15 protein-coding genes and 2 pseudogenes are annotated in these 19,001 nt (G+C 66.0%); 10 read left to right on the top strand and 7 right to left on the bottom strand.

Annotated elements, in window-relative coordinates; all coding sequences use genetic code 11:
• Window positions 1-63: 63 nt before the first annotated feature.
• The 4 genes and pseudogenes from infC to NFC73_RS03180 all read left to right on the top strand — a co-directional run.
• Window positions 64-540 (top strand): annotated as a pseudogene (infC, locus tag NFC73_RS20950) (translation initiation factor IF-3); the annotation flags it as partial.
• A 776-nt stretch (window positions 541-1,316) separates the two neighbouring features.
• A complete protein-coding gene (gene rpmI, locus NFC73_RS03190; RefSeq protein ID WP_009358635.1) occupies window positions 1,317-1,511 on the top strand; it encodes a 50S ribosomal protein L35 in 195 nt (64 codons plus the stop codon).
• A 119-nt stretch (window positions 1,512-1,630) separates the two neighbouring features.
• Entirely contained in the window at window positions 1,631-2,086 is a 456-nt protein-coding gene (gene rplT, locus NFC73_RS03185; RefSeq protein ID WP_056342954.1) for a 50S ribosomal protein L20, read from the top strand.
• Between the two features lie 49 nt (window positions 2,087-2,135).
• Window positions 2,136-3,029: a TrmH family RNA methyltransferase gene (locus NFC73_RS03180; RefSeq protein ID WP_254747599.1), complete on the top strand. Its 894-nt coding sequence runs from the start codon at window positions 2,136-2,138 to the stop codon at window positions 3,027-3,029.
• 78 nt (window positions 3,030-3,107) lie between these two features.
• On the opposite strand, the gene NFC73_RS03175 is transcribed toward NFC73_RS03180, so the two are convergent.
• Entirely contained in the window at window positions 3,108-3,383 is a 276-nt protein-coding gene (locus NFC73_RS03175) for a GlsB/YeaQ/YmgE family stress response membrane protein (RefSeq protein WP_056342958.1), read from the bottom strand.
• Window positions 3,384-3,586: 203 nt separating this feature from the next.
• Between NFC73_RS03175 and NFC73_RS03170 the strand changes: the two genes are divergently transcribed.
• Complete coding sequence (locus tag NFC73_RS03170; protein WP_254747598.1) at window positions 3,587-4,591, top strand: cation diffusion facilitator family transporter; 1,005 nt, start codon at window positions 3,587-3,589, stop codon at window positions 4,589-4,591.
• Between the two features lie 59 nt (window positions 4,592-4,650).
• On the opposite strand, the gene NFC73_RS03165 is transcribed toward NFC73_RS03170, so the two are convergent.
• A complete protein-coding gene (locus NFC73_RS03165; RefSeq protein WP_254747597.1) occupies window positions 4,651-5,859 on the bottom strand; it encodes an MFS transporter in 1,209 nt (402 codons plus the stop codon).
• A 68-nt stretch (window positions 5,860-5,927) separates the two neighbouring features.
• Between NFC73_RS03165 and NFC73_RS03160 the strand changes: the two genes are divergently transcribed.
• Together NFC73_RS03160 and NFC73_RS20945 are read left to right on the top strand one after the other, a co-directional pair.
• A complete protein-coding gene (locus tag NFC73_RS03160; protein ID WP_254747596.1) occupies window positions 5,928-6,386 on the top strand; it encodes a (deoxy)nucleoside triphosphate pyrophosphohydrolase in 459 nt (152 codons plus the stop codon).
• 9 nt (window positions 6,387-6,395) lie between these two features.
• Window positions 6,396-6,536, top strand: a pseudogene (locus tag NFC73_RS20945) (MetQ/NlpA family ABC transporter substrate-binding protein); the annotation flags it as partial.
• A gap of 28 nt (window positions 6,537-6,564) precedes the next feature.
• Here the strand turns inward: NFC73_RS20945 and NFC73_RS03155 are convergent.
• The 3 genes from NFC73_RS03155 to NFC73_RS03145 form a co-directional block, all read right to left on the bottom strand.
• Window positions 6,565-7,692: an Rv2578c family radical SAM protein gene (locus NFC73_RS03155; protein ID WP_254747595.1), complete on the bottom strand. Its 1,128-nt coding sequence runs from the start codon at window positions 7,690-7,692 to the stop codon at window positions 6,565-6,567.
• Window positions 7,693-7,783: 91 nt separating this feature from the next.
• Window positions 7,784-8,440 carry an SIMPL domain-containing protein gene (locus tag NFC73_RS03150; protein ID WP_254747594.1) on the bottom strand — a complete coding sequence of 219 codons (657 nt, stop codon included), beginning with the start codon at window positions 8,438-8,440 and terminating at the stop codon, window positions 7,784-7,786.
• Between the two features lie 2 nt (window positions 8,441-8,442).
• Entirely contained in the window at window positions 8,443-8,925 is a 483-nt protein-coding gene (locus tag NFC73_RS03145; protein WP_254747593.1) for a hypothetical protein, read from the bottom strand.
• 200 nt (window positions 8,926-9,125) lie between these two features.
• Here NFC73_RS03145 and pheS point away from each other — a divergent pair, with 200 nt between their 5' ends.
• The 3 genes from pheS to NFC73_RS03130 are packed head-to-tail and all read left to right on the top strand — an operon-like array spanning window position 9,126 to window position 13,447.
• Complete coding sequence (pheS, locus tag NFC73_RS03140; protein WP_104063385.1) at window positions 9,126-10,187, top strand: phenylalanine--tRNA ligase subunit alpha; 1,062 nt, start codon at window positions 9,126-9,128, stop codon at window positions 10,185-10,187.
• A gap of 2 nt (window positions 10,188-10,189) precedes the next feature.
• The gene (gene pheT / locus NFC73_RS03135; RefSeq protein WP_254747592.1) at window positions 10,190-12,733 is read left to right on the top strand and encodes a phenylalanine--tRNA ligase subunit beta; all 2,544 of its coding nucleotides are present in this window, start codon (window positions 10,190-10,192) and stop codon (window positions 12,731-12,733) included.
• 12 nt (window positions 12,734-12,745) lie between these two features.
• The gene (locus NFC73_RS03130; RefSeq protein ID WP_254747591.1) at window positions 12,746-13,447 is read left to right on the top strand and encodes a 4'-phosphopantetheinyl transferase family protein; all 702 of its coding nucleotides are present in this window, start codon (window positions 12,746-12,748) and stop codon (window positions 13,445-13,447) included.
• A 42-nt stretch (window positions 13,448-13,489) separates the two neighbouring features.
• Here the strand turns inward: NFC73_RS03130 and NFC73_RS03125 are convergent, their stop codons facing one another.
• Together NFC73_RS03125 and NFC73_RS03120 are read right to left on the bottom strand one after the other, a co-directional pair.
• Complete coding sequence (locus tag NFC73_RS03125; RefSeq protein ID WP_254747590.1) at window positions 13,490-14,869, bottom strand: M1 family metallopeptidase; 1,380 nt, start codon at window positions 14,867-14,869, stop codon at window positions 13,490-13,492.
• A 52-nt stretch (window positions 14,870-14,921) separates the two neighbouring features.
• A complete protein-coding gene (locus NFC73_RS03120; RefSeq protein WP_254748217.1) occupies window positions 14,922-18,824 on the bottom strand; it encodes a Pls/PosA family non-ribosomal peptide synthetase in 3,903 nt (1,300 codons plus the stop codon).
• Window positions 18,825-19,001 lie beyond the last annotated feature (177 nt).

The following is a 19,001-nucleotide window of genomic DNA, read 5'->3' as shown; positions in this document are numbered from 1 at the left end:
TCGTGCATCCGACCTTCGAGGCCTTCGATTGCTCCGGCAATTGGGGGCCTTCTCTATTTGCCGGTGGAATGCCACATCAATCACAGGAGCTTTAACATTAGCGAGCCAAGAATCAATGAGCGTATCCGCGTCCCCGAGGTGCGGCTGGTCGGTCCTGCAGGTGAACAAGTAGGAATCGTCCGTATTGACGATGCCCTGCGTTTGGCTGCCGAGTCCGATCTTGATCTCGTTGAAGTTGCACCGCAGGCCAAGCCTCCGGTGTGCAAGCTGATGGACTTCGGCAAGTACAAGTACGAGGCCGCCGTCAAGGCACGTGAAGCACGGAAGAACCAGACCAACACTGTTCTGAAGGAAATCCGCTTCCGCCTCAAGATTGACACCCACGACTACGAGACCAAGCGCGGCCATGCACTGCGCTTCCTCGGTGCCGGTGACAAGGTCAAGGCCATGATCCAGTTCCGCGGCCGTGAGCAGCAGCGTCCGGAAATGGGCATCCGCCTGCTCCAGCGCTTCGCTGACGATGTCGCCGAAGTAGGCGTTGTCGAGTCCAGCCCCCGTATCGATGGCCGCAACATGGTCATGGTTGTGGGCCCGCTGAAGAACAAGGCCGAAGCCAAGGCTGAGGCACGCCGCGCATCACAGCGTGCAGAGGCCAAGGCGCAGAACGAAGCGAAAGCTACGGGTGGCGGCCGCATCGACGTCTCCGGCGACGACCAGGCACCGCTCACGCAGTCGCTGGCTGACCTTCTTCCGGAAGGTTTCGCCATCACCACGGTGCCGGAAACCGAAGCTCCGGCACAGTCTGAAGCACCTGAGGCGCCTGCTGAAGCCGCTCCGGAAGCCGAAGCCCCTGTCAAGGAAGCGCCGGCGAAGGAAGCTCCCGTCAAGGAAGCCGCCGCGAAGGAAGCTCCTGCAAGGGAAACCGCCGCCAAGGCAGCACCCGTGAAGGAAGCCGCCGTCCAGGAGGCGCCCAAGCAGGCTGCCCCGAGGGCCGCTGCTCCCAAGCGCGAGGCTCCCAAGGCAGCCCCGGCGCCCGTCAAGGCTCCTGTCGCTGCCAAGCCCGCCGAAGTTGCGGCTCCGGCAGCTCCGAGGCCGCCGGTGCCGATGCCTAAGCCGATCGCCCGGCCGGCAGCGCCGAAGCCTGCTGCAAGGCCTGCCCCCAAGGCAGCTCCGAAGCCGGCTGGCAAGAAGACTACCTAGTTCAAAGCTGCGGGAGGTTATCCTCCTGCAGTACGCAACCAGCATGCCGCCTGCAGGGGCGGCTGCTCGAAAGAACTGCAGACAATGTCTGTGGACACGTAAGGAGATCGGTTCCCATGCCGAAGATGAAGACCCACAGTGGTGCTAAGAAGCGCTTCAAGCTGACCGGCAGCGGCAAGCTGCGCCGCCAGCAGGCCAACCGCCGCCACTACCTTGAGCACAAGTCCTCCAGGCTGACTCGTCGCCTCGCCGGCGACAAGATCGTCTTCAAGGGTGACGCTAAGGTCATCCGGAAGATGCTCGGCATCTAAGTTCCAAGTTCTCTGACTGATGCCACCTGGCAGCAGTCAACTACCAAAAAGGCTTCTCAGGCCAGCCGGTTGTTCCGGCAGTAGATGCTTGGGATCAGAATTTTCGAAGGAGTACGCACGTGGCACGTGTGAAGAGGGCGGTCAACGCCCACAAGAAGCGCCGGGTTATCCTTGAACGCGCAAAGGGCTACCGTGGACAGCGTTCACGCCTGTACCGCAAGGCTAAAGAGCAGCTGCTGCACTCGTTTGTGTACAGCTACGGCGACCGCAAGAAGAAGAAGGGCGACTTCCGCCGCCTGTGGATCCAGCGCATCAATGCTGCATCCCGCGCCAACGGCCTGACTTACAACCGTCTGATCCAGGGCCTGAAGGCCGCTGAGGTTGAGGTTGACCGCCGTATGCTTGCTGAGCTGGCCGTCTCGGATGCGAACGCATTCGCAGCGCTGGTGAAGATCGCCAAGGATTCCCTGCCTGCCGACACGTCCGCTCCGGCCGTCGAAGCCGCAGCCCCCAAGGCTGCCAAGGCACCCAAGGCCAAGGCTGCAAAGCCTGCCGCTGACGTGGCTGCCAAGTAGCACCCACGCCAGTTCGGGGACTGGTGGCTGAAGCCACTAAGGTTCTTATATGAACGAAACCGGGCGCCCGCAAGACTTTCCACTCTCCAACCCCCGAGCTGATCGGGTGAGGAAGGTGGCACAGCTTGCCGGGCGCCCGGCCCGTTTAAAGCGCCGCGAGTTTCTGGCGGAGGGTCCCCAAGCTGTCCGTGAGGCCCTCACCCTGCACCAGAAGAGGATTGCAGCGGGCGAGCCCGGCGTCGTCTATGAGGTGTACGCGAGCGAGGCCTGCCTCGACCGGCACCCGGACCTGGAGGCTCTCGCGGAGGGTATTGACGCTTACCTCACTACCGATGAAGTGCTGGCCGCGATGGCGGACACGGTTACCCCGCAGGGCATTCTCGCGGTCTGCGGTTTCCTGGACGTGAGCCTTGGGCAGGTCCTCGACGCCGGCCCTCGGCTGCTTGCAGTGCTGTGTCAGGTTCGGGACCCCGGCAACGCCGGCACTGTACTCCGGGCTGCTGACGCGGCGGGGGCGGACGCCGTCATCCTGACCTCGTCGAGCGTTGACATCTATAACCCCAAGGCCGTCCGTTCCACCGCCGGTTCCCTGTTCCATCTGCCCGTGGTCCTGAGTGCCGATATCGCGGAAGTGGCAGCCGCCTGCCGCGCGCGGGGGATTGGCATACTGGCCGCCGACGGTGAAGGTGACGTCAACCTGGATACGCTCCAGGACGAAAACGCCGCCCGCCGGATCGCAGGCCCCGGCGTCGAATCGCTGTTTGCCCTGGAGGGTCCCACAGCGTGGCTGTTCGGAAACGAAGCGCAGGGGCTCGCCGAAGATGAACTGGCCTTGGCAGATCACCGGGTGGCCGTGCCCGTTTACGGCGCGGCCGAAAGCTTGAACCTCGGCACGGCGGCAACCGTGTGTCTCTACGCCAGTGCCCGGTCCCAGAAAGCGTGACTGAAGACGTGACTTAAAAGGCAGGGCCCCGGAAGTTCTCCGGGGCCCTTGCTGTATGAATCAGATGAGGTAGGGGTATCAGGGCGCCCGTGTGCTCTTGCTGCGTCCTGTGATGGCTCCGTAGACGCCGGCAACTACCAGGCCGCCTACGATGGCCAGGATCCAGGTACCCAGATCAAAGAAGGCAAGGTCACCCTTGCCGAACAGGAGGCTGCCAATCCAGCCGCCTACAATCGCGCCGACAACGCCGAGCACGAGACTCGTCACCCAGCCGCCGCCGACTTTGCCCGGCATAACGGCTTTAACGATGGCCCCTACGATGAGGCCGAGAATAATCCAAGCAAGAAAACCCATGTCTCCTCCTTCATATTCGTCGGGATTAGACGTCCCGATTAATGTTCAAGCTAACATACGGCCCCTCCGATGTCAGCAGGCCTGGTGCATGTCAGAAGTGCGTCTTCTGCACCCGAAAAGGTACGGTATTCGTGGGCGGAGCCGACTGCGGCGCCGCGAATATCCCTGCTTGTTCTTGAAACCTGTGAAGAGGAGAAGCCTCCGTGGCTGCAAATGGCGGTACCAAGGCGATCGTCGCGGCCCTAGCCGCAAACCTGACCATCGCCGTCCTGAAATTCGTGGCTTTTTTTCTGACGGCTTCGTCGTCGATGCTGGCCGAAGCCATCCACTCGATTGCCGACTCCGGCAATCAACTGCTGCTCCTGATCGGTGGCAAGCGCGCCAGGAGGGCAGCTAGCCCGGAGCACCCGTTCGGGTATGGCCGTGAACGCTACATTTACGCCTTTATCGTCTCGATCGTGCTCTTCAGCGTGGGTGGGCTTTTTGCACTGTTCGAAGCGTGGGAGAAACTGCAGCACCCGCACGCCATCGAAGGCGACTTCTGGTGGGTTCCATTGGCGGTGCTGATCGGCGCCATTGTTGCTGAGTCCTTCTCGTTCCGGACGGCCATCATCGAATCCAACCACGTCCGCGGCAAGCAGGGCTGGGTGAGCTTTGTGCGCACGGCTAAGCAGCCGGAGTTGCCGGTCATCCTGCTGGAAGACCTCGGGGCGCTTCTTGGCCTTGTGTTCGCGCTCGTGGGTGTGAGCATGACCCTCGTCACCGGCAACGGGATCTGGGACGCCGCGGGTACCGGCATGATCGGCCTGCTGCTCGTGGCCATCGCCGTGGTGCTGGCTGTCGAAACCAAGTCCCTGTTGCTGGGTGAGTCCGCCACCCGGGATGACGTGGCCCGCATCAGTGAGGCCATCGAGGCCGGGGGACAAAACCGGATCATCCACCTCAAGACCCTTCACCTCGGACCGGAGGAGCTGCTGGTGGCCGCCAAGATCTCCGTGGGTGCCGCAGAAACCGGCCGGGACATCGCCGCCGCGATTGATGGTGCCGAGTCCCGAATCCGCACGGCCGTTCCGATGGCCCGGGTGATCTACCTCGAACCGGATCTGCACCGCGAGGACAGTCGCACGGATGGGGGCTCAGGCGCCGGTCAGGTTCCCAACGCCGGCCAGATAGCCGCGGAGGCCGGGGCCCAGGACCCGCAGGCCTGACGTTCCTTCCTCAGCGCACCGAATGCTTCGGTGAAGCCGCTGGCCGCCCGTTCCCAGGATCAGGCGGCCAGCGGCTTTCTGCGTTCCAGGACGCCGCTGGTCAGCGCGATGCCAAAGCCCAGGACTGCCAACACGGCGCCCACGAGCGCGGGTGCCACGAAGCCCCAGCCCCAGGCGATCACCAGGCCGCCCAGGAAGGCGCCCAGGGCATTGGCAACGTTAAGCGCGGCGTGGTTCAGCGAAGAAGCCAGGGAGGGGGCATCCGGTGACGCATCCAACAAACGGGTCTGCAGGGCCGGGATCAGCATCGAGCCGGACGCTCCCACCACAAAGACCATCACCAGGGCCGACCAGGGCCAGTGCACAGCCACCGCGTAGACCACCAGTGCGACGGCTATCCCGGGCAGGACCCAGTACAGCGTCCCCATCACTGACTTGTCGGCCAGCCTGCCGCCGACGACTGTTCCGGCCACCATGCCCAGTCCGTAGAGTGCCACCACAAGGGGCAACAGCGATCCCGGAATCCCGGCCACCAGGGTCATGGTGTGCGCAATGTAGGTGTAGGTCGCGAAGAAGCCGCCAAAACCCACGATGCCGATCAGGATGGCCAGCCACACCTGGAGCCGCTTGAGCGCACCGAGCTCGCGGCGGATGCTCGCGTCAGGATGGGGCGCCTGGTAAGGGACATAGCGCCACAGCAGCACCAGTGTCAGCAAGCCAATGCCTCCTACGAGGAGGAACAGCAGCCGCCAGCCGAAGGTCTGGCCCACCCACGTGGCCGCGGGCACACCGATAACGTTCGAAACGGAGAGACCCGCCATCACCATGGAGATGGCCCAACCCCGGCGCGTGGGGGAAACCAGGGACGCGGCAATCACTGCCGCGACCCCGAAGAATGCGCCGTGCGGCAGCCCGGCCGCAAATCGGGAAACCAGCATGCTCCCGTAATCGGGAGCAACATAGGACGTCAGGTTGGCCAGCGTAAAGACCAGCATGAGGCCCAGTGCGAGGTATTTGCGTGGCAGTTTGGCACCGACTGCGGCGAGCATCGGCGCGCCCACCACAACTCCGAGGGCGTAGGCGGAAATGAGGTGTCCGGCCTCCGGCGTGCTGATTCCGAGTCCCTGTTCCACCTCTTTCAGCAGGCCCATCATGGTGAACTCCGTGACACCGATTCCGACGCCGCCCATTGCCAGTGCGAAAATCGCTGCGCCAACGTGTGGAGATTTCGCCTTGGATGCGGTGGAGGTTTGGATGACGCTGCTCATGGGCCTGCTTTTCAAAGGGGGTGCTGGGGGGAGGGTCCGCAAACCATTCTCCCTCATAGACTGGGGCGGTGAGTGGACTGATACAGGTAGTTGGCGGAGCAATAGTGGACTCGTTGGCGAACCCTGCCCGCATGCTGGTGGCCAGGCGGACTGCTCCCGAGCAGTTCGCTGGGCTCTGGGAATTTCCCGGCGGGAAAGTGGACGCCGGAGAGGAATGCGAGGCGGCGTTGCACCGGGAACTCAGGGAAGAACTGGGCATAGGGGTCCGTCTGGGGCCGGAACTCCCCGCGGAAACGGCAGATGGTTGGCGGCTGAACGAGCGGGCCAGCATGCGCGTGTGGTTGGCGGAGATTTCCGACGGCGATCCCCAGCCGCTCGAAGACCATGACCAGCTGAGATGGATCAGCACCACGAATCATGATGAAGCTCTCAGTCTTCCGTGGATCCCCGCCGATTTCCCGATTGTCCGGGCACTTCTTGAATCACTGGGCACGCCTGTGGGCTCAGCCCCCTTCGCTGAATTTTAGGAGCTGCTAGTGGAAGGCAAGGACAGTGCCTACTACAACGTGCTGGCAGTCAAAGCCGAGATGAAGGATGATCCCCGGGTCCAGAAGCTCTTCAAGATCCTGACCTCGCAGGACATGAAGGATTTCCTGCAGGAGAAGTACAAGGGCCTGGCCATTCCGGCCAGCCAGGAATCCGTCCCTAGAACAGAGTGGGCTGCTTACGCGGCCCTGCGGCGGCCGGTTTGGACTCCCCAGCCGGCCGTTCCTGTGTGCCGACGCCGGTGGACGGGATACTGCCCGCCGGATACTGGGCTTCCTCGCCACGGGGATCGTCCTCGAGGTCACGGTGGCTGAAGCCGTGGCCGCTGGTGAAGCCGTGCCGGTGCTTGAAATAGCGCACCTTTGCGGCGAGCCAGGTGCGGTATTCCTTGGACGCGTAGGACCCTGTGCCATAGAGGCGCCGGTAGCGGCCTGCCAGTTCCGGATGGTTCTTGGCAATCCACTGCATAAACCACTCGCGTGTTCCCGGCTTCAGGTAGAGGGCGCCGGCGGTGACGCCCGTGGCACCGGCTGCGGCCAACGAAGCGAACAGGGAATCGAGGGATTCGTCACTATCGGACAGCCACGGCACGATAGGCATCGCCATAACACCGCAGGGGAGCCCGGCATCGCGTAAGCGGGAGATCAGCTTCAGCCGCGCCCGCGGCCCTGGCGTGCCTGGTTCCACGGCTTCCGAGAGTGCCTCATCCGTCATGGCCAGTGAAATACCTACCCCTACCGGCACCTGGGCGGCAGCCCGCTTCAGGAGCGGGATGTCCCGGGCCAGCAGCGTCCCCTTGGTGAGGATGGACAACGGCGTACCTGATTCAGTCAGTGCCGTGATGATTCCCGGCATCAGCTGATAGCGGCCCTCGGCCCGCTGGTAGGGGTCCGTGTTGGTGCCAAGCGCCACCTGGTGACGGCCCCAGGACGGTTTGGCCAACTCCTTCCGGAGGACCTCGGCCGCATTGACCTTGACCACCACCTGGCTGTCGAAATCCAGGCCGGCGTCAAAGTCGAGATACGTGTGGCTCTTGCGCGCAAAACAATAGACACAGGCATGGCTGCAGCCGCGGTAGGGGTTCACAGTCCACTCAAACGGCATCCGCGACCCGGCCACCACCTTGTTGAGCACCGATTTGGCGGTGACCTCATGGAAGGTGATGCCGGCGAATTCGGGGGTGGTCACAGAACGGACCAACCCGGCAAGGGGGAGCAGGGCGGGTGATGGGCCATTTCCGAGGTCATCGGCGGGCCGGGGCATCAGCGCTTGTGCATCCCATCTCATGCCCCCATTCGAATATATGTTCGAACTTAAGTCAAGGACCGGACGCCGCGGAAGGCCGCGCCGCGGGTTCGGCACCGGGCTGCGGGAACCGTCAGGCCAGCAGTTCCCACACCACGGTGACGCTGGCGTTAATGCTCGCGTGGCCCGCCTCCACGCTGATGGCTTCGTTGGCAGCGGCGCGCTGGAGCCGGGCCACCGGGACGGGCCCGGGCGCATCCGGGTGCTCGGCAACGGACATTACCGGGCCAAGGCGCGCGGACGCCAGGGAGGCAAACTGTTCAGCTTTGGCTGAGGCATCCTGCCATGCCGCGTCCCGGGCGAGGGCGGCGACGGCTGACTCATCCGAGAAGCCAAGTTCCAGTCCGTTCAGGCGCACGTCATCGCCGCCGGCATCTACCGCGGCCGCTAGGACAGCGGATGCCGTGCTCACCTGCCGCAGGCGCACGGTGAGCGTGCTCGAGGTCACGTACCCGGTCACCTGCTGGCCTCCGCCGTCGCGCCAGACGAACTCCGGCCGGACGGTCAGTCCGGAGGTCCGGATGTCCGTGTCAGCCAGGCCGTGCCGGCGGAGCGCACCGGATACAGCTGCGGACGCTGTTCCTGCATCCGCATAGGCGGCGCCCACGCTGTCCCGCCGGCACTCGACGCCCACAGAAATCGTCAGTAAGTCAGGTGGCGCCTCCGCCGACCCCGTTCCGGTCACGGTGATGGTCCTGTTGTTGGTCGTGGTGTTGGGTTCGCCCGTCATTGTCAGACCTCGATTCCGCCGGCCCCATGGGGCACCGGCTTTGGTGTCCTGGTGTCAACGTAACCGCCGGCTGCCAGGCCGGCCTGCCGCTCGAAGAAATTTGCCGACGCCGGATTGCCCGTCCGGAGCTGCGACCAGCCGGCGGCCAGGAAATACAACGGAAGGAAGGGTAGCCCCAGGCAGTAGGCGTACTGGCTGCAGTGCTTTTCCTCATGCCCCAGGAGCGCCGGATTTGACGTCAGTTCTTCAGCCCGGATCCGGCAGATGACCACGTTGCCCAGGGTGAAGGCTCCCGCATACGGGATGCGCCACCGGTAGCCGGATGCCATGACCAGCCCGCGGGGGCCTTTGCTGACGGCGGTTCCCGCAGCCGCGGCAACGGCCAGGCCCAGCAGGGTAGTGCCGTTGGCCAGGTTGGCGAGCTGTCGTACCCGCTGCCCCGGCGTCAACAGCTGCACGGCTGACCGGCCCTGTCCTTGTGTCATGAGGCCATGGTAACCGGAGCCTTCACTTAGACTGGAGGATAGTGGCCGCCAGTTTGACCGGTGTGCCCTGACCTGGTCATCGAGTGCATTCAGCAAGCATGGATTCACGGAATGACCTGCCAGTGACGGAGGCGCTGCCGGGTAACCGCGCGCGGCTGCACCCCTCACCGGCAGCCCCGACTCGTAGCTAAGAACAGTAGATGACTGAAACTTTGCCGGGCGCCGCCATCCCGAACCCTACGGATGAAGCCGCCATCACTGCCGCTGTAGACCAGGCCATCGCCGCCATTGCCGGCGCAGGCACCCTTGACGAACTCAAGGCGGTGAGGCTGGCGCACACCGGTGAGAAGTCACCGCTCAGCCTGGCCAACCGGGAGATCGGCGGGCTGCCGAAAGACCAGAAAGCCGTAGCCGGCAAACTCATGGGTTCCTCACGTGGCCGGGTCAACAAGGCGCTCGCGGACCGCACCGCCGAGCTGGAAGCACAAAACGACGCCCGGATCCTGCTGGAAGAGACGGTGGACGTCACTGCCGCACCCCGCCGTCGTCGGGCAGGAGCGCGTCACCCGCTCTCCACGCTGCAGGACCGCGTGGCGGACATCTTTGTGGGCATGGGCTGGGAAATCGCCGAAGGCCCCGAGGTGGAATCCGAATGGTTCAACTTCGACGCCCTGAACTTCAAGCCGGACCACCCGGCCCGCGAAATGCAGGACACGTTTTTCGTTGAGCCGCCGGAGGCCCACCTGGTGATGCGTACGCACACCTCCCCGGTGCAGGTCCGGTCCATGCTGGAACGCGAGCTGCCCATCTATGTCCTCTGCCCCGGCAAGGTGTTCCGCACCGATGAACTGGACGCGACGCACACCCCGGTGTTCCACCAGTTCGAGGGCCTGGCCATCGATAAGAACCTGAGCATGGCCGACCTCCTGGGCACGCTGGAGCACTTCACCCGGCAGTTGTTCGGCGACGAGGCGTCCGTCCGGCTGCGCCCGAACTATTTCCCCTTCACCGAACCCTCCGCGGAACTGGACATCTGGCACCCGGGCGCCAAGGGCGGCCCGCGCTGGATTGAATGGGGCGGCTGCGGCATGATCAACCCTAACGTCCTCCGCGCCGCAGGCATCGACCCGGATATCTACTCCGGTTTCGCCTTTGGCATGGGCATCGAGCGCGCGCTCATGTTCCGCAATGACGTCGGCGACATGCGCGACATGATCGAAGGCGATGTACGTTTCAGCGAGCACTTCGGGATGGAGATCTAACAGTGCGTATCCCACTTTCCTGGCTGCGTGAATTCGCAGCAGTACCGGCCGGAGCAACGGCCGAAGACCTGATGGCCGAACTGGTCAAGGTTGGCTTTGAAGAGGAAGCGGTCCACCGCCCCACGGACACCCTGAAGGGTCCGGTTGTGGTGGGCCAGGTCCTGAGCATCGTCAAGGAACCGCAGACCAACGGCAAGACCATCAACTGGTGCCAGGTCCGGGTTGTCCCCGAAGGCAAGGAGCAGACCCTCACGGGCGACGGCATCGACCCGTCCGGGGTGCAGGGCATCATCTGCGGCGCCCACAACTTCGTTGAAGGCGACAAGGTAGTTGTCACGCTGCCGGGGGCGGTGCTGCCCGGCGACTTCCACATCTCCGCCCGGAAGACGTACGGCCACCTCTCCGCCGGCATGATCGCCTCCGTGCGTGAACTTGGCATCGGCGAGGACCACGACGGCATCCTGGTCCTGTCCCGGATCGGGCTGGATCCGGAAATCGGCACGGACGCCATGGAACTGCTGGGCCTCTACGACGAAGCCGCCGAGATAAACGTCACCCCGGACCGCGGCTACGCATTCTCCATCCGTGGTGTGGCCCGTGAATACGCCCACGCCACCGGCACGGGATTCACAGACCCCGCGTCAAAGGTCCAGGCCCCGGCGGAACTTTCCGGCGGCCACGGCGTCAAGCTCAACGACGACGCGCCCATCTACGGCAAACCCGGCTGCGACCGCTTCGTGGCCCGCACCGTCCGCGGCGTGGACGCCACCAGGCCGACGCCGCCGTGGATGACCTCGCGGCTGCGGCTTGCCGGGATCCGGTCCATCTCGCTGCCGGTGGACATCTCCAACTACGTGATGCTTGAGCTTGGCCAGCCCACGCACTGCTATGACCTGGACAAGCTGTCCGGCGACATTGTGGTCCGCCGTGCCGTGGCGGGGGAGAAGATCACCACCCTGGACGACAAGGAGCGCACGCTCGACGTCGAGGACCTCCTCATCACCGACGGTTCCGGCGCGATCGGCATTGCCGGCGTGATGGGCGGCGCGGCCACCGAGGTGAGCGATTCGACGTCGAACGTCCTGGTGGAAGCTGCGCACTTCGACGAAGTGTCCATTGGCCGTTCCCGCCGCCGGCACAAGCTGCCGTCCGAGGCGTCCAAGCGCTTCGAGCGCGGCGTCGACTGGCACGTGGCTGACATTGCTGCCCAGCGGGTTGTTAACCTCCTGGTAGACCTCGCCGGCGGGGTTGCTGACCAGACGGGGACCGACGTCGGGACCGCACCGGACGCTGTGACCATCGCGCTGCCGGCAGCCTTTGCCGCCCAGCGGATCGGCATCGATTTCACCGAAGAGCAGATCACCACCTCGCTGGTGGACCTCGGTGCCGTGGTGGAAAAAGCCGACGGCGGCTGGACCGTTACCGCCCCCAGCTGGCGCAACGACCTGGAAACCAAGGAAGACCTCACCGAGGAAATCGCGCGGCTGGTGGGCTACGACAAGATTCCCGCGACCCTTCCGGTGGCCCCTCCGGGACGTGGCCTGACCCGCGTGCAGCAGCAGCGCCGTCGGCTCATCCAGGCACTGGCCGACGCCGGTCTGACCGAAGTCCTGGCCTACCCGTTCGTCTCCAAGGCCGCCAACGACACGTTCGGCGTCGCCGAGCAGGGTGCGGCCCGGAGCGCGGTCAAGCTGGCGAACCCGATCAGCGAGGAACACGGCTTCCTGCGCACGTCCATCCTCCCCGGGCTGATCGAGGTGGCCAAGCGGAACTACTCCCGCGGGTTCCGCGACCTGGCGCTCTTCGAGTCGGGCCTCGTTTTCCTGCCGGGCGAGACCGTGGGTACGCCGTCCATCCCGCCGCTGGGCGTTAAGCCTTCCGACGAGGTACTGGAGGCACTGTACGACGGCGTTCCGGACCAGCCGCTGCACGTCGCCGCTGTCCTCACGGGCCACGATTCACCGGCTGCTGCCGGCCACACGCCGCGCTTGTGGGACTGGTCCGATGCACTTGACATTGCCCGGCTCGCCGGGGACGTCCTGGGTGTGGAGATCGTGGTCAGCCAAGGTGCGCACCAGGCGTTCCATCCGGGCCGTGCCGCGCAGCTCTCGCTGCGGACCGGTGAGGTGGTGGGCTACGCCGGTGAGCTGCACCCCAAGCTCCTGGCCGCCCACGACATGCCTGCCCGTTCGGTGGCGTTGGAATTCAACGCGGATGCCCTGTTCGAGGCAGCCGCGGATGTGATAGTGGCCCGCCACATCTCCACGTTCCCCGTGGCCACCCAGGACGTTGCCCTGGTGGTGCCGCAGGACATTCCCGCGGACCAGGTCCTCGAGGCGCTCCGCGAAGGCGCCGGCGAGCTGCTGGAGGACGTGGCGCTGTTCGACGTCTACGCCGGCAAGGGTATTGAAGAGGGCAGGAAATCGCTCGCCTTCGGCCTGCGCTTCCGGGCAACGGACCGGACGCTGACGGCCGATGAGGCCTCGGCTGCGCGCGAAAGCGCCGTGGCCCTGGCCGCAGAGCGCTTCGGCGCCGTCCAGCGCTAAACGCGGATCCGGATGGCAGGGCTGGTGGGGGCGGTGCCGGTGGCGCCAGTGCCGGTCCTGCGTTCCTGCCCTCCCGGCGTATCCGGAGGGCAGGACCCGACGGCGGGTCGCCAGGCACTAGCGCTGGGGCCCGCCGAGCTGGCGCGCGCGGCCGCCCTGGCACCCGGCCCGCGGGCCGTTTTTGTCGCCGGCCGGCGTGCCCTGCGAAGGTTCGCAGCAGAACTGCTGGACGTCCCCGCGTCGGACCTCACCACCCACTTCAGCTGCCCCCGGTGCGGCTCCGGCCCCGAGCTGTCGCACGGCAGGCCGGGCTATGCGCTCAGGGGAGAGCCGGTGCCGCTCGCGCTGAGCCTGTCCCGGAGTTCCGGGTGGATCCTGGTGGGCGCCGTGGTGGATCCACCGGCCGGAGTCACGATGGGCGTGGACCTTGCGGACCCGTCCGGCATGGCCTTTGAGGGGTTCGACGGCGTGGCCCTCACCGCCGCGGAGCGCGCGGCCCTCACCGGGCTGGCCGGGCCTCTGTTGTTGCAGGAGCGGGCACGGCTCTGGGCGCGCAAGGAAGCCTGGCTCAAGATGACGGGCGACGGTCTCGCCACGGCGCCGGACACGCTCGACGTTTTGTCGCGCCCGGACATCCGGGACCTGGCCGCCGGCGAGGCGGGCCTCCCGCTCAGCTTTTGCGCCGCCGTCGCGGTTTCGCGCACCGGCAGCTAGCGACGTTGTTGTCAGCGCACTGCCTGTCAGCGCGCTTGCTGGTCAGCGCACCGGCAGCGGCGGAAGGGAGGCCTCAAGCAGCCACGGGTGCAGCAGCGCCTCGGTGTCCAGCCCGGTGGCCCGGTCCGCGGCGAGAATAAAGGCCGCCGTGGACACTGAACCGTGACGGTGGGCATCCGTCCAGTCATGCAGCAACGCAAAGAATGCCAGGTCGCCGCACCGGACCCGCAGGGCATGCAAGGCCAAGGCTCCCCGCTTGTAGACGCGGTCATCAAACATCAGCTCAGGCCCGGGGTCGCCCACGATAATGTCCTGGCTGCCGGCCGCCAGTTTCCGCCAGGCTGCGGCGGCCCGGTTCGCGACAGGCAGGACGCCCGACTCCTCCGACCAGATCCACTCCGCATAGCAGGCGAAGCCCTCGTGGAGCCAGATGTCCGACCATGATGCGGCAGTGAGGGAGTTCCCGAACCACTGGTGCGCGAGCTCGTGGGCGATGAGCCGCTGGGATTCCCACTCCTGCGTCAGGTGGTTCCGGCCCAGAATGGAGAGCGTCTGCGCTTCAAGCGGGATTTCCAGCTCGTCTTCGGTCACTACTACGGAGTATTCCGGGAAAGGGTAGGGCCCGAAACAGCTGGCAAAGGTGCGCATCATCTCAGGCTGCCTCGCGAGGCCTTCGCGGGCCGTCTCGACCAGCAGTGACGGAACGGCGGCGAACTGCGGAACCTGCCCGTCCACGGGGAAGGGAGTCAGGGCGAGGAACTCATAGCGGCCGATCTGGACCGTGGCCAGGTAGGTGGCCATGGGTTCGGCCTGTTCGTAGACCCAGGTCTCGCGGCTGGCCCTGCTCGTATGGGAGACCAGGGTGCCGTTACACACGGCCCGGTAGTTGGCGTCAGTGGTCACACTAATCCGGTAGCTGGCCTTGTCACCGGGGTGGTCGTTGCACGGGAACCAGGAGGCGGCGCCGTTCGGCTGGCCGGCCACAAGGACGCCGTCGGTGAGTTCCTCCCAGCCCACTTCGCCCCAGAACCCGCGCCGGGGACCAGGGTTGCCTTCGTAGCGGATGTCGAGGGTAAATTCCTCGCCCGCGGGCAGCGCGGCCTCGGGCACAATGACCAACTGCCCGGCACGCTGGCTGAACTTTTTTACCCGGCGCCCGCTGAGCTGGATCTTCGTGGCCCGGAGCCCGGTCAGGTCCAGCACCAGGGCCGCGGTCGCGTACTGGGTGACGGCGTTCAGGACCGCGCGACCGTTCAGGCGGTTACTGCTGAGCTTGTAGTCAAGGTCCAGTTCGTAGCGGCTGACCTTGTACGCGTTTGTGCCATGGCCGGGCATATAGGGGTCGGGCGAAGATGCGCCGTGCTCCGAGGCGCGTGCAGGGCCGTTACCTGCGGCCGTGGGGCTCGGTGCGGGGGAACTCATAAGGCGGTCTTTCCGATCAGCGTAGGGCGGCAGGTCAGCTGGTACTGCGGGGCTAGCGTGGTTTGGGGGCGGACGCTGCGGGACCGCTCCACGGGCTCACGGGGTTGCCCATCCAATAGGTCGCGGCGGGAACGGATTCGCCCCGCATCACCAGCGAGGCCGGTCCTACAGTTCCACCGCTGCCGATGCTCGCCTGCGGCAGGATGACGCCGTGCGGGCCCATGGTTGCCCCGTCTTCGAGGGTAACAGTGTCCAGGCTCATGACCCGGTCATGGAACAGGTGGGTCTGGACCACACAGCCACGATTGACGGTGGAGTTCCGCCCGAGGGTGACCAGGTCCGCTTCGGGAAGCCAGTAGCTTTCGCACCACGTGCCGCGGCCGATCCGGGCGCCGAGCGCCCGGAGCCACCAGACCAAGGCGGGGGTCCCGGTGGCTGCCCGCGCAAACCAGGGGGCGCTGACCATTTCGATAAACGTATCGACCACCTCGTTGCGCCAAATGAAGGAGCTCCAGAGCGGGTGCTCACCGGCACGAATCCTGCCCACGAGGACCCATTTGGCGACGACGGCGCTGCCCGCGGCGGCCGCGCCCGCCAGCAGCATGACGACGCCGCCGAGGGCTGCGGCAATCCCGTAGTTGTAGGCGGCAGCGAGCCAGTCAAAAGCAAGCATCACGCCGGCGGCGATCGCCACCGTTACCACCACGGGGATGAAGCGGCCCAGTTCCCAGAGGCAGCGGGCAAACTTGAGCCGCAGCGGCGGCTGGTACGTGCGGGTATCGTCCGAGGCGATGGCGGTGCGCCGGAGCCGCACAGGCGGGCTGCCCAGCCAGGACGTCCCGGACTTGGCCTTGGCCGGTGTGGCCGACAGGACGGCGACGAGTGAGTTCTTGGGGACATTCCGGCCGGCGGCGGTCATGCCCGAGTTGCCCAAAAAGGAGCGTTTGCCGATCTTCGCGGGCGCAATCCGCAGCCACCCGCCGTCGAGCTCGTAGGAGGCCACCATGGTGTCGTCGGCCAGGAAAGCGCCCTCGCCCACGGTGGTCATCTTGGGGATAAGCAGGACCGTGGAGGCTTCGACGTTCTTGCCGATCTTGGCGCCCAGCAGGCGCAGCCAGACTGGTGTGAAGAGACTGGCATAAACGGGGAAGAGCAGGTCGCGGGCCAGGTCCAGCACGCGTTCCGTGGCCCAGACCTGCCAGCCGATCCGGCTGCGGACGCGGTAGTAGCCCTCCGCCAGGCCGATGCCGAGCATCCGGGTGGTGACCAAAATCAGCAGGAGATTGACGACGAACCACACCAGGGCCGCGGGGGCGAGGGCCTGCAGGAGTTGCGGGACGGCTGCGGAGAGCGATTCACTGCCTTGGATGAACGCAAAGACCACCAGTGCCGCGGCGGCGGCGGAGACGTAAGGGATCAGGGCCAGCACGGCTGAAGCCATGGCGAATCCGGCGAACCAGAGCCGGCCAATCAGCCGATGTTCGGCAGGAGTGTCCGGCAGCGAGTGCTTGGCCTTGCCCCGGCGCTCGGCGGGGGAGCCAGCCACGTGGTGGCCGGCCTTTACTTTGCCGAGGACTGCCGAGCCGGGCTCCACTTGGGCTCCGGCGCCGATGGAAGCGCCGGGCATCAGCGTGCTGCGCGCCCCGATGCTGGCTCCTGCCCCGATATGGACGGCCCCGATGTGGACGATGTCCCCGTCGATCCACCAACCGGAAAGATCCACTTCAGGCTCGACGTTGGAGCCGCTGCCGAGGGAAAGCATCCCGGTGACAGGCGGCAGCGAGTGCAGTTGGACGTTGTTGCCGACCTTGGCGCCCAGCGCCCGGGCGTAGTACGGCACCCATGGTGCGCTTGCGAGGCTGACGGCCCCGGCGAGGTCCTGGATCTGTTCGGCCAGCCAGAGGCGCACGTGCACCCGTCCGGACCGCGGGTACGTTCCCGGCCCCACCTTCCGGAGCAGCATCCGGGCCGCGGCCACGGAAATCAGCATCCGGCCGGCCGGGGAGACGAAGACGAGCCAGGAGGCGGCCACCCACCACCAGGAGACGGTGGGGGCAGCGCTGAATCCGGCCAACGCGGCCAGCAGGTTGTTGGCCGCCATGAGATAGGTCAGCCAGCGCATCCCCACCAGGATGTGCAAGGGAATGCCCATCAGCGTCTGGAAGACCTGGGACTTAAACGCGGTGGGGCGTACATTACGGGACGGCGCCGGCCCGGTGGCCACTCCGTCGGGAAGGGTCTGGCGGGCCGCATCAATCAGGGCACCGATCCTGGGTGTGGCATAGATATCGGCGACCGTGATGGTCGGGTACCGGACCCTGAGGGCGGAGACCAGCTGGGCCGCGGACAGGGAGCCGCCGCCGTAGGCGAAGAAGTCGGCGTCGAGGCTTGTTACGGTGCTGCCAAGGACTGCAGTCCACTGTTCGGCCACCCAGGAGGCATCTTCGGGCAGGTTCAAGGGGGCAGCGTCGGCCTCCGCCGCGCCGGTCCCGGTCAGCGGCCAGGGCAGGGCATGGCGGTCCACCTTGCCGCTGGTTTTGGTGGGCAGGGAGTCGACGACGGTCAGCAGCGGAATGAGGGGCGCGGGGAGGTTCTCTGCCAGGAGCTCGCGGGCGGCCGCCAGATCCAGGTCAGCGTTGGCGGCGGCCAGGTAGCCCACCAGGATCTGGTTTCCTGCAGCGGTTGTCCGTACTGCGGCAGCAGCTCCGGCAACGTGCGGGAGGGCCTGCAGGGCGGCGTCGATTTCGCCCAGTTCGATCCGGCGTCCACCGAGCTTGACCTGTTCGTCGGCGCGGCCCATAAAGATCAGTCCGGCGGCTTCGTAGCGGACCAGGTCGCCCGAACGGTAGGCGCGGTCCCAGCCGAAGGACGGCATGGCCGCGTACTTCTCCCGATCCTTGTCCGGGTCAAGGTAACGGGCCAGTCCGACGCCGCCGATGATCAGTTCGCCGATCTCCCCTTCGCCGACGGGCAGTCCTTCGCCATCCACCACGGCCAGGTCCCAGCCGTCCAGGGGCAGTCCGATCCGGACCGGACCCGGGCCACCCAGGGGAGCCGCGCAGGCCACTACGGTGGTCTCCGTGGGTCCGTAGGTGTTCCAGACTTCACGGCCCGGGATTGCAAGCCGCTCGGCCAGCTCGGGCGGGCAGGCCTCGCCGCCGAAAATCAGGAGCCGGACGCTCTCCAGGGACTCGGCCGGCCACAGCGCAGCCAGTGTAGGAACGGTGGACACTGCGGTGATGCCGTGGCTGATGAGCCACGGGCCGAGGTCCGTTCCGGTCCTGACCAGGGCCCGCGGTGCGGGCACCAGGCAGGCGCCATGTCGCCAGGCAAGCCACATTTCCTCACACGAGGCATCAAAGGCGACGGAAAGCCCTGCCAGTACCCTGTCCTGCGGGCCGAGGGGCTCCGCCTGCAGGAAGATCCGGGCTTCGGCGTCAACAAAGGCGGCGGCGGAGCGGTGCTGGACCGCGACGCCCTTGGGCGTGCCGGTGGAACCGGAGGTAAAGATCACCCAGGCGTCATCGCCGGGCTCGGCGGAACGGCTTTCGCCAGCACGACGCTCGGCTTCACCACGTTCACCGCGTTCAGAGGGTTCACCGCGTTCAGCGGGTTCCGGGGAGTCAGGCACGAAGACCACGGCCCCGCCGGTGAGCACTGCGGCTACGCCAGCCTCACCGAAAACGAGCCTGGCACGTTCCTCAGGGTCGTCGGCGTCCACCGGAACGTAGGCGGCACCGATGTGCAGGATAGCGAGAATCGAGATGTAGAGCTCGCTGGTCCCGGACGGAACCCGCACACCTATCCTGTCGCCGGCGCCCAGTCCGGCGGCTTGGAGCTCCCGTCCTTTGGCCCGGACCGCGGCCACCAGGTCGGCGTAGCTCAGGGAACGCCGGCCGTCGTCGAGCGCTGAGGCCTCCGGGAAACGTGCCGCCGAGTCCGACAGGATGGCCATGAGGGTCCGCTCGGGCGGGGCCAGGGGAAACCCGGCCAGCTGGGGGCGGTAGGGATCCTCCGGCAGCGATGCTACGGCGTTTGACTGATGCTCACTCACGGACGGATTCTGCCTGAGTAATGTGAACGCAAGGTGTCCAGAATTAGTTGAAGATTCATGTTCTGTTCACGCGTGCTG

Origin of the sequence: Pseudarthrobacter humi (genome assembly GCF_024294965.1) — a bacterium.
In the GTDB taxonomy this organism is placed as follows: domain Bacteria; phylum Actinomycetota; class Actinomycetes; order Actinomycetales; family Micrococcaceae; genus Arthrobacter; species Arthrobacter humi.
Note: the sequence above shows the minus strand (reverse complement) of the source record. Positions and strands in the feature narration are given on the sequence as shown.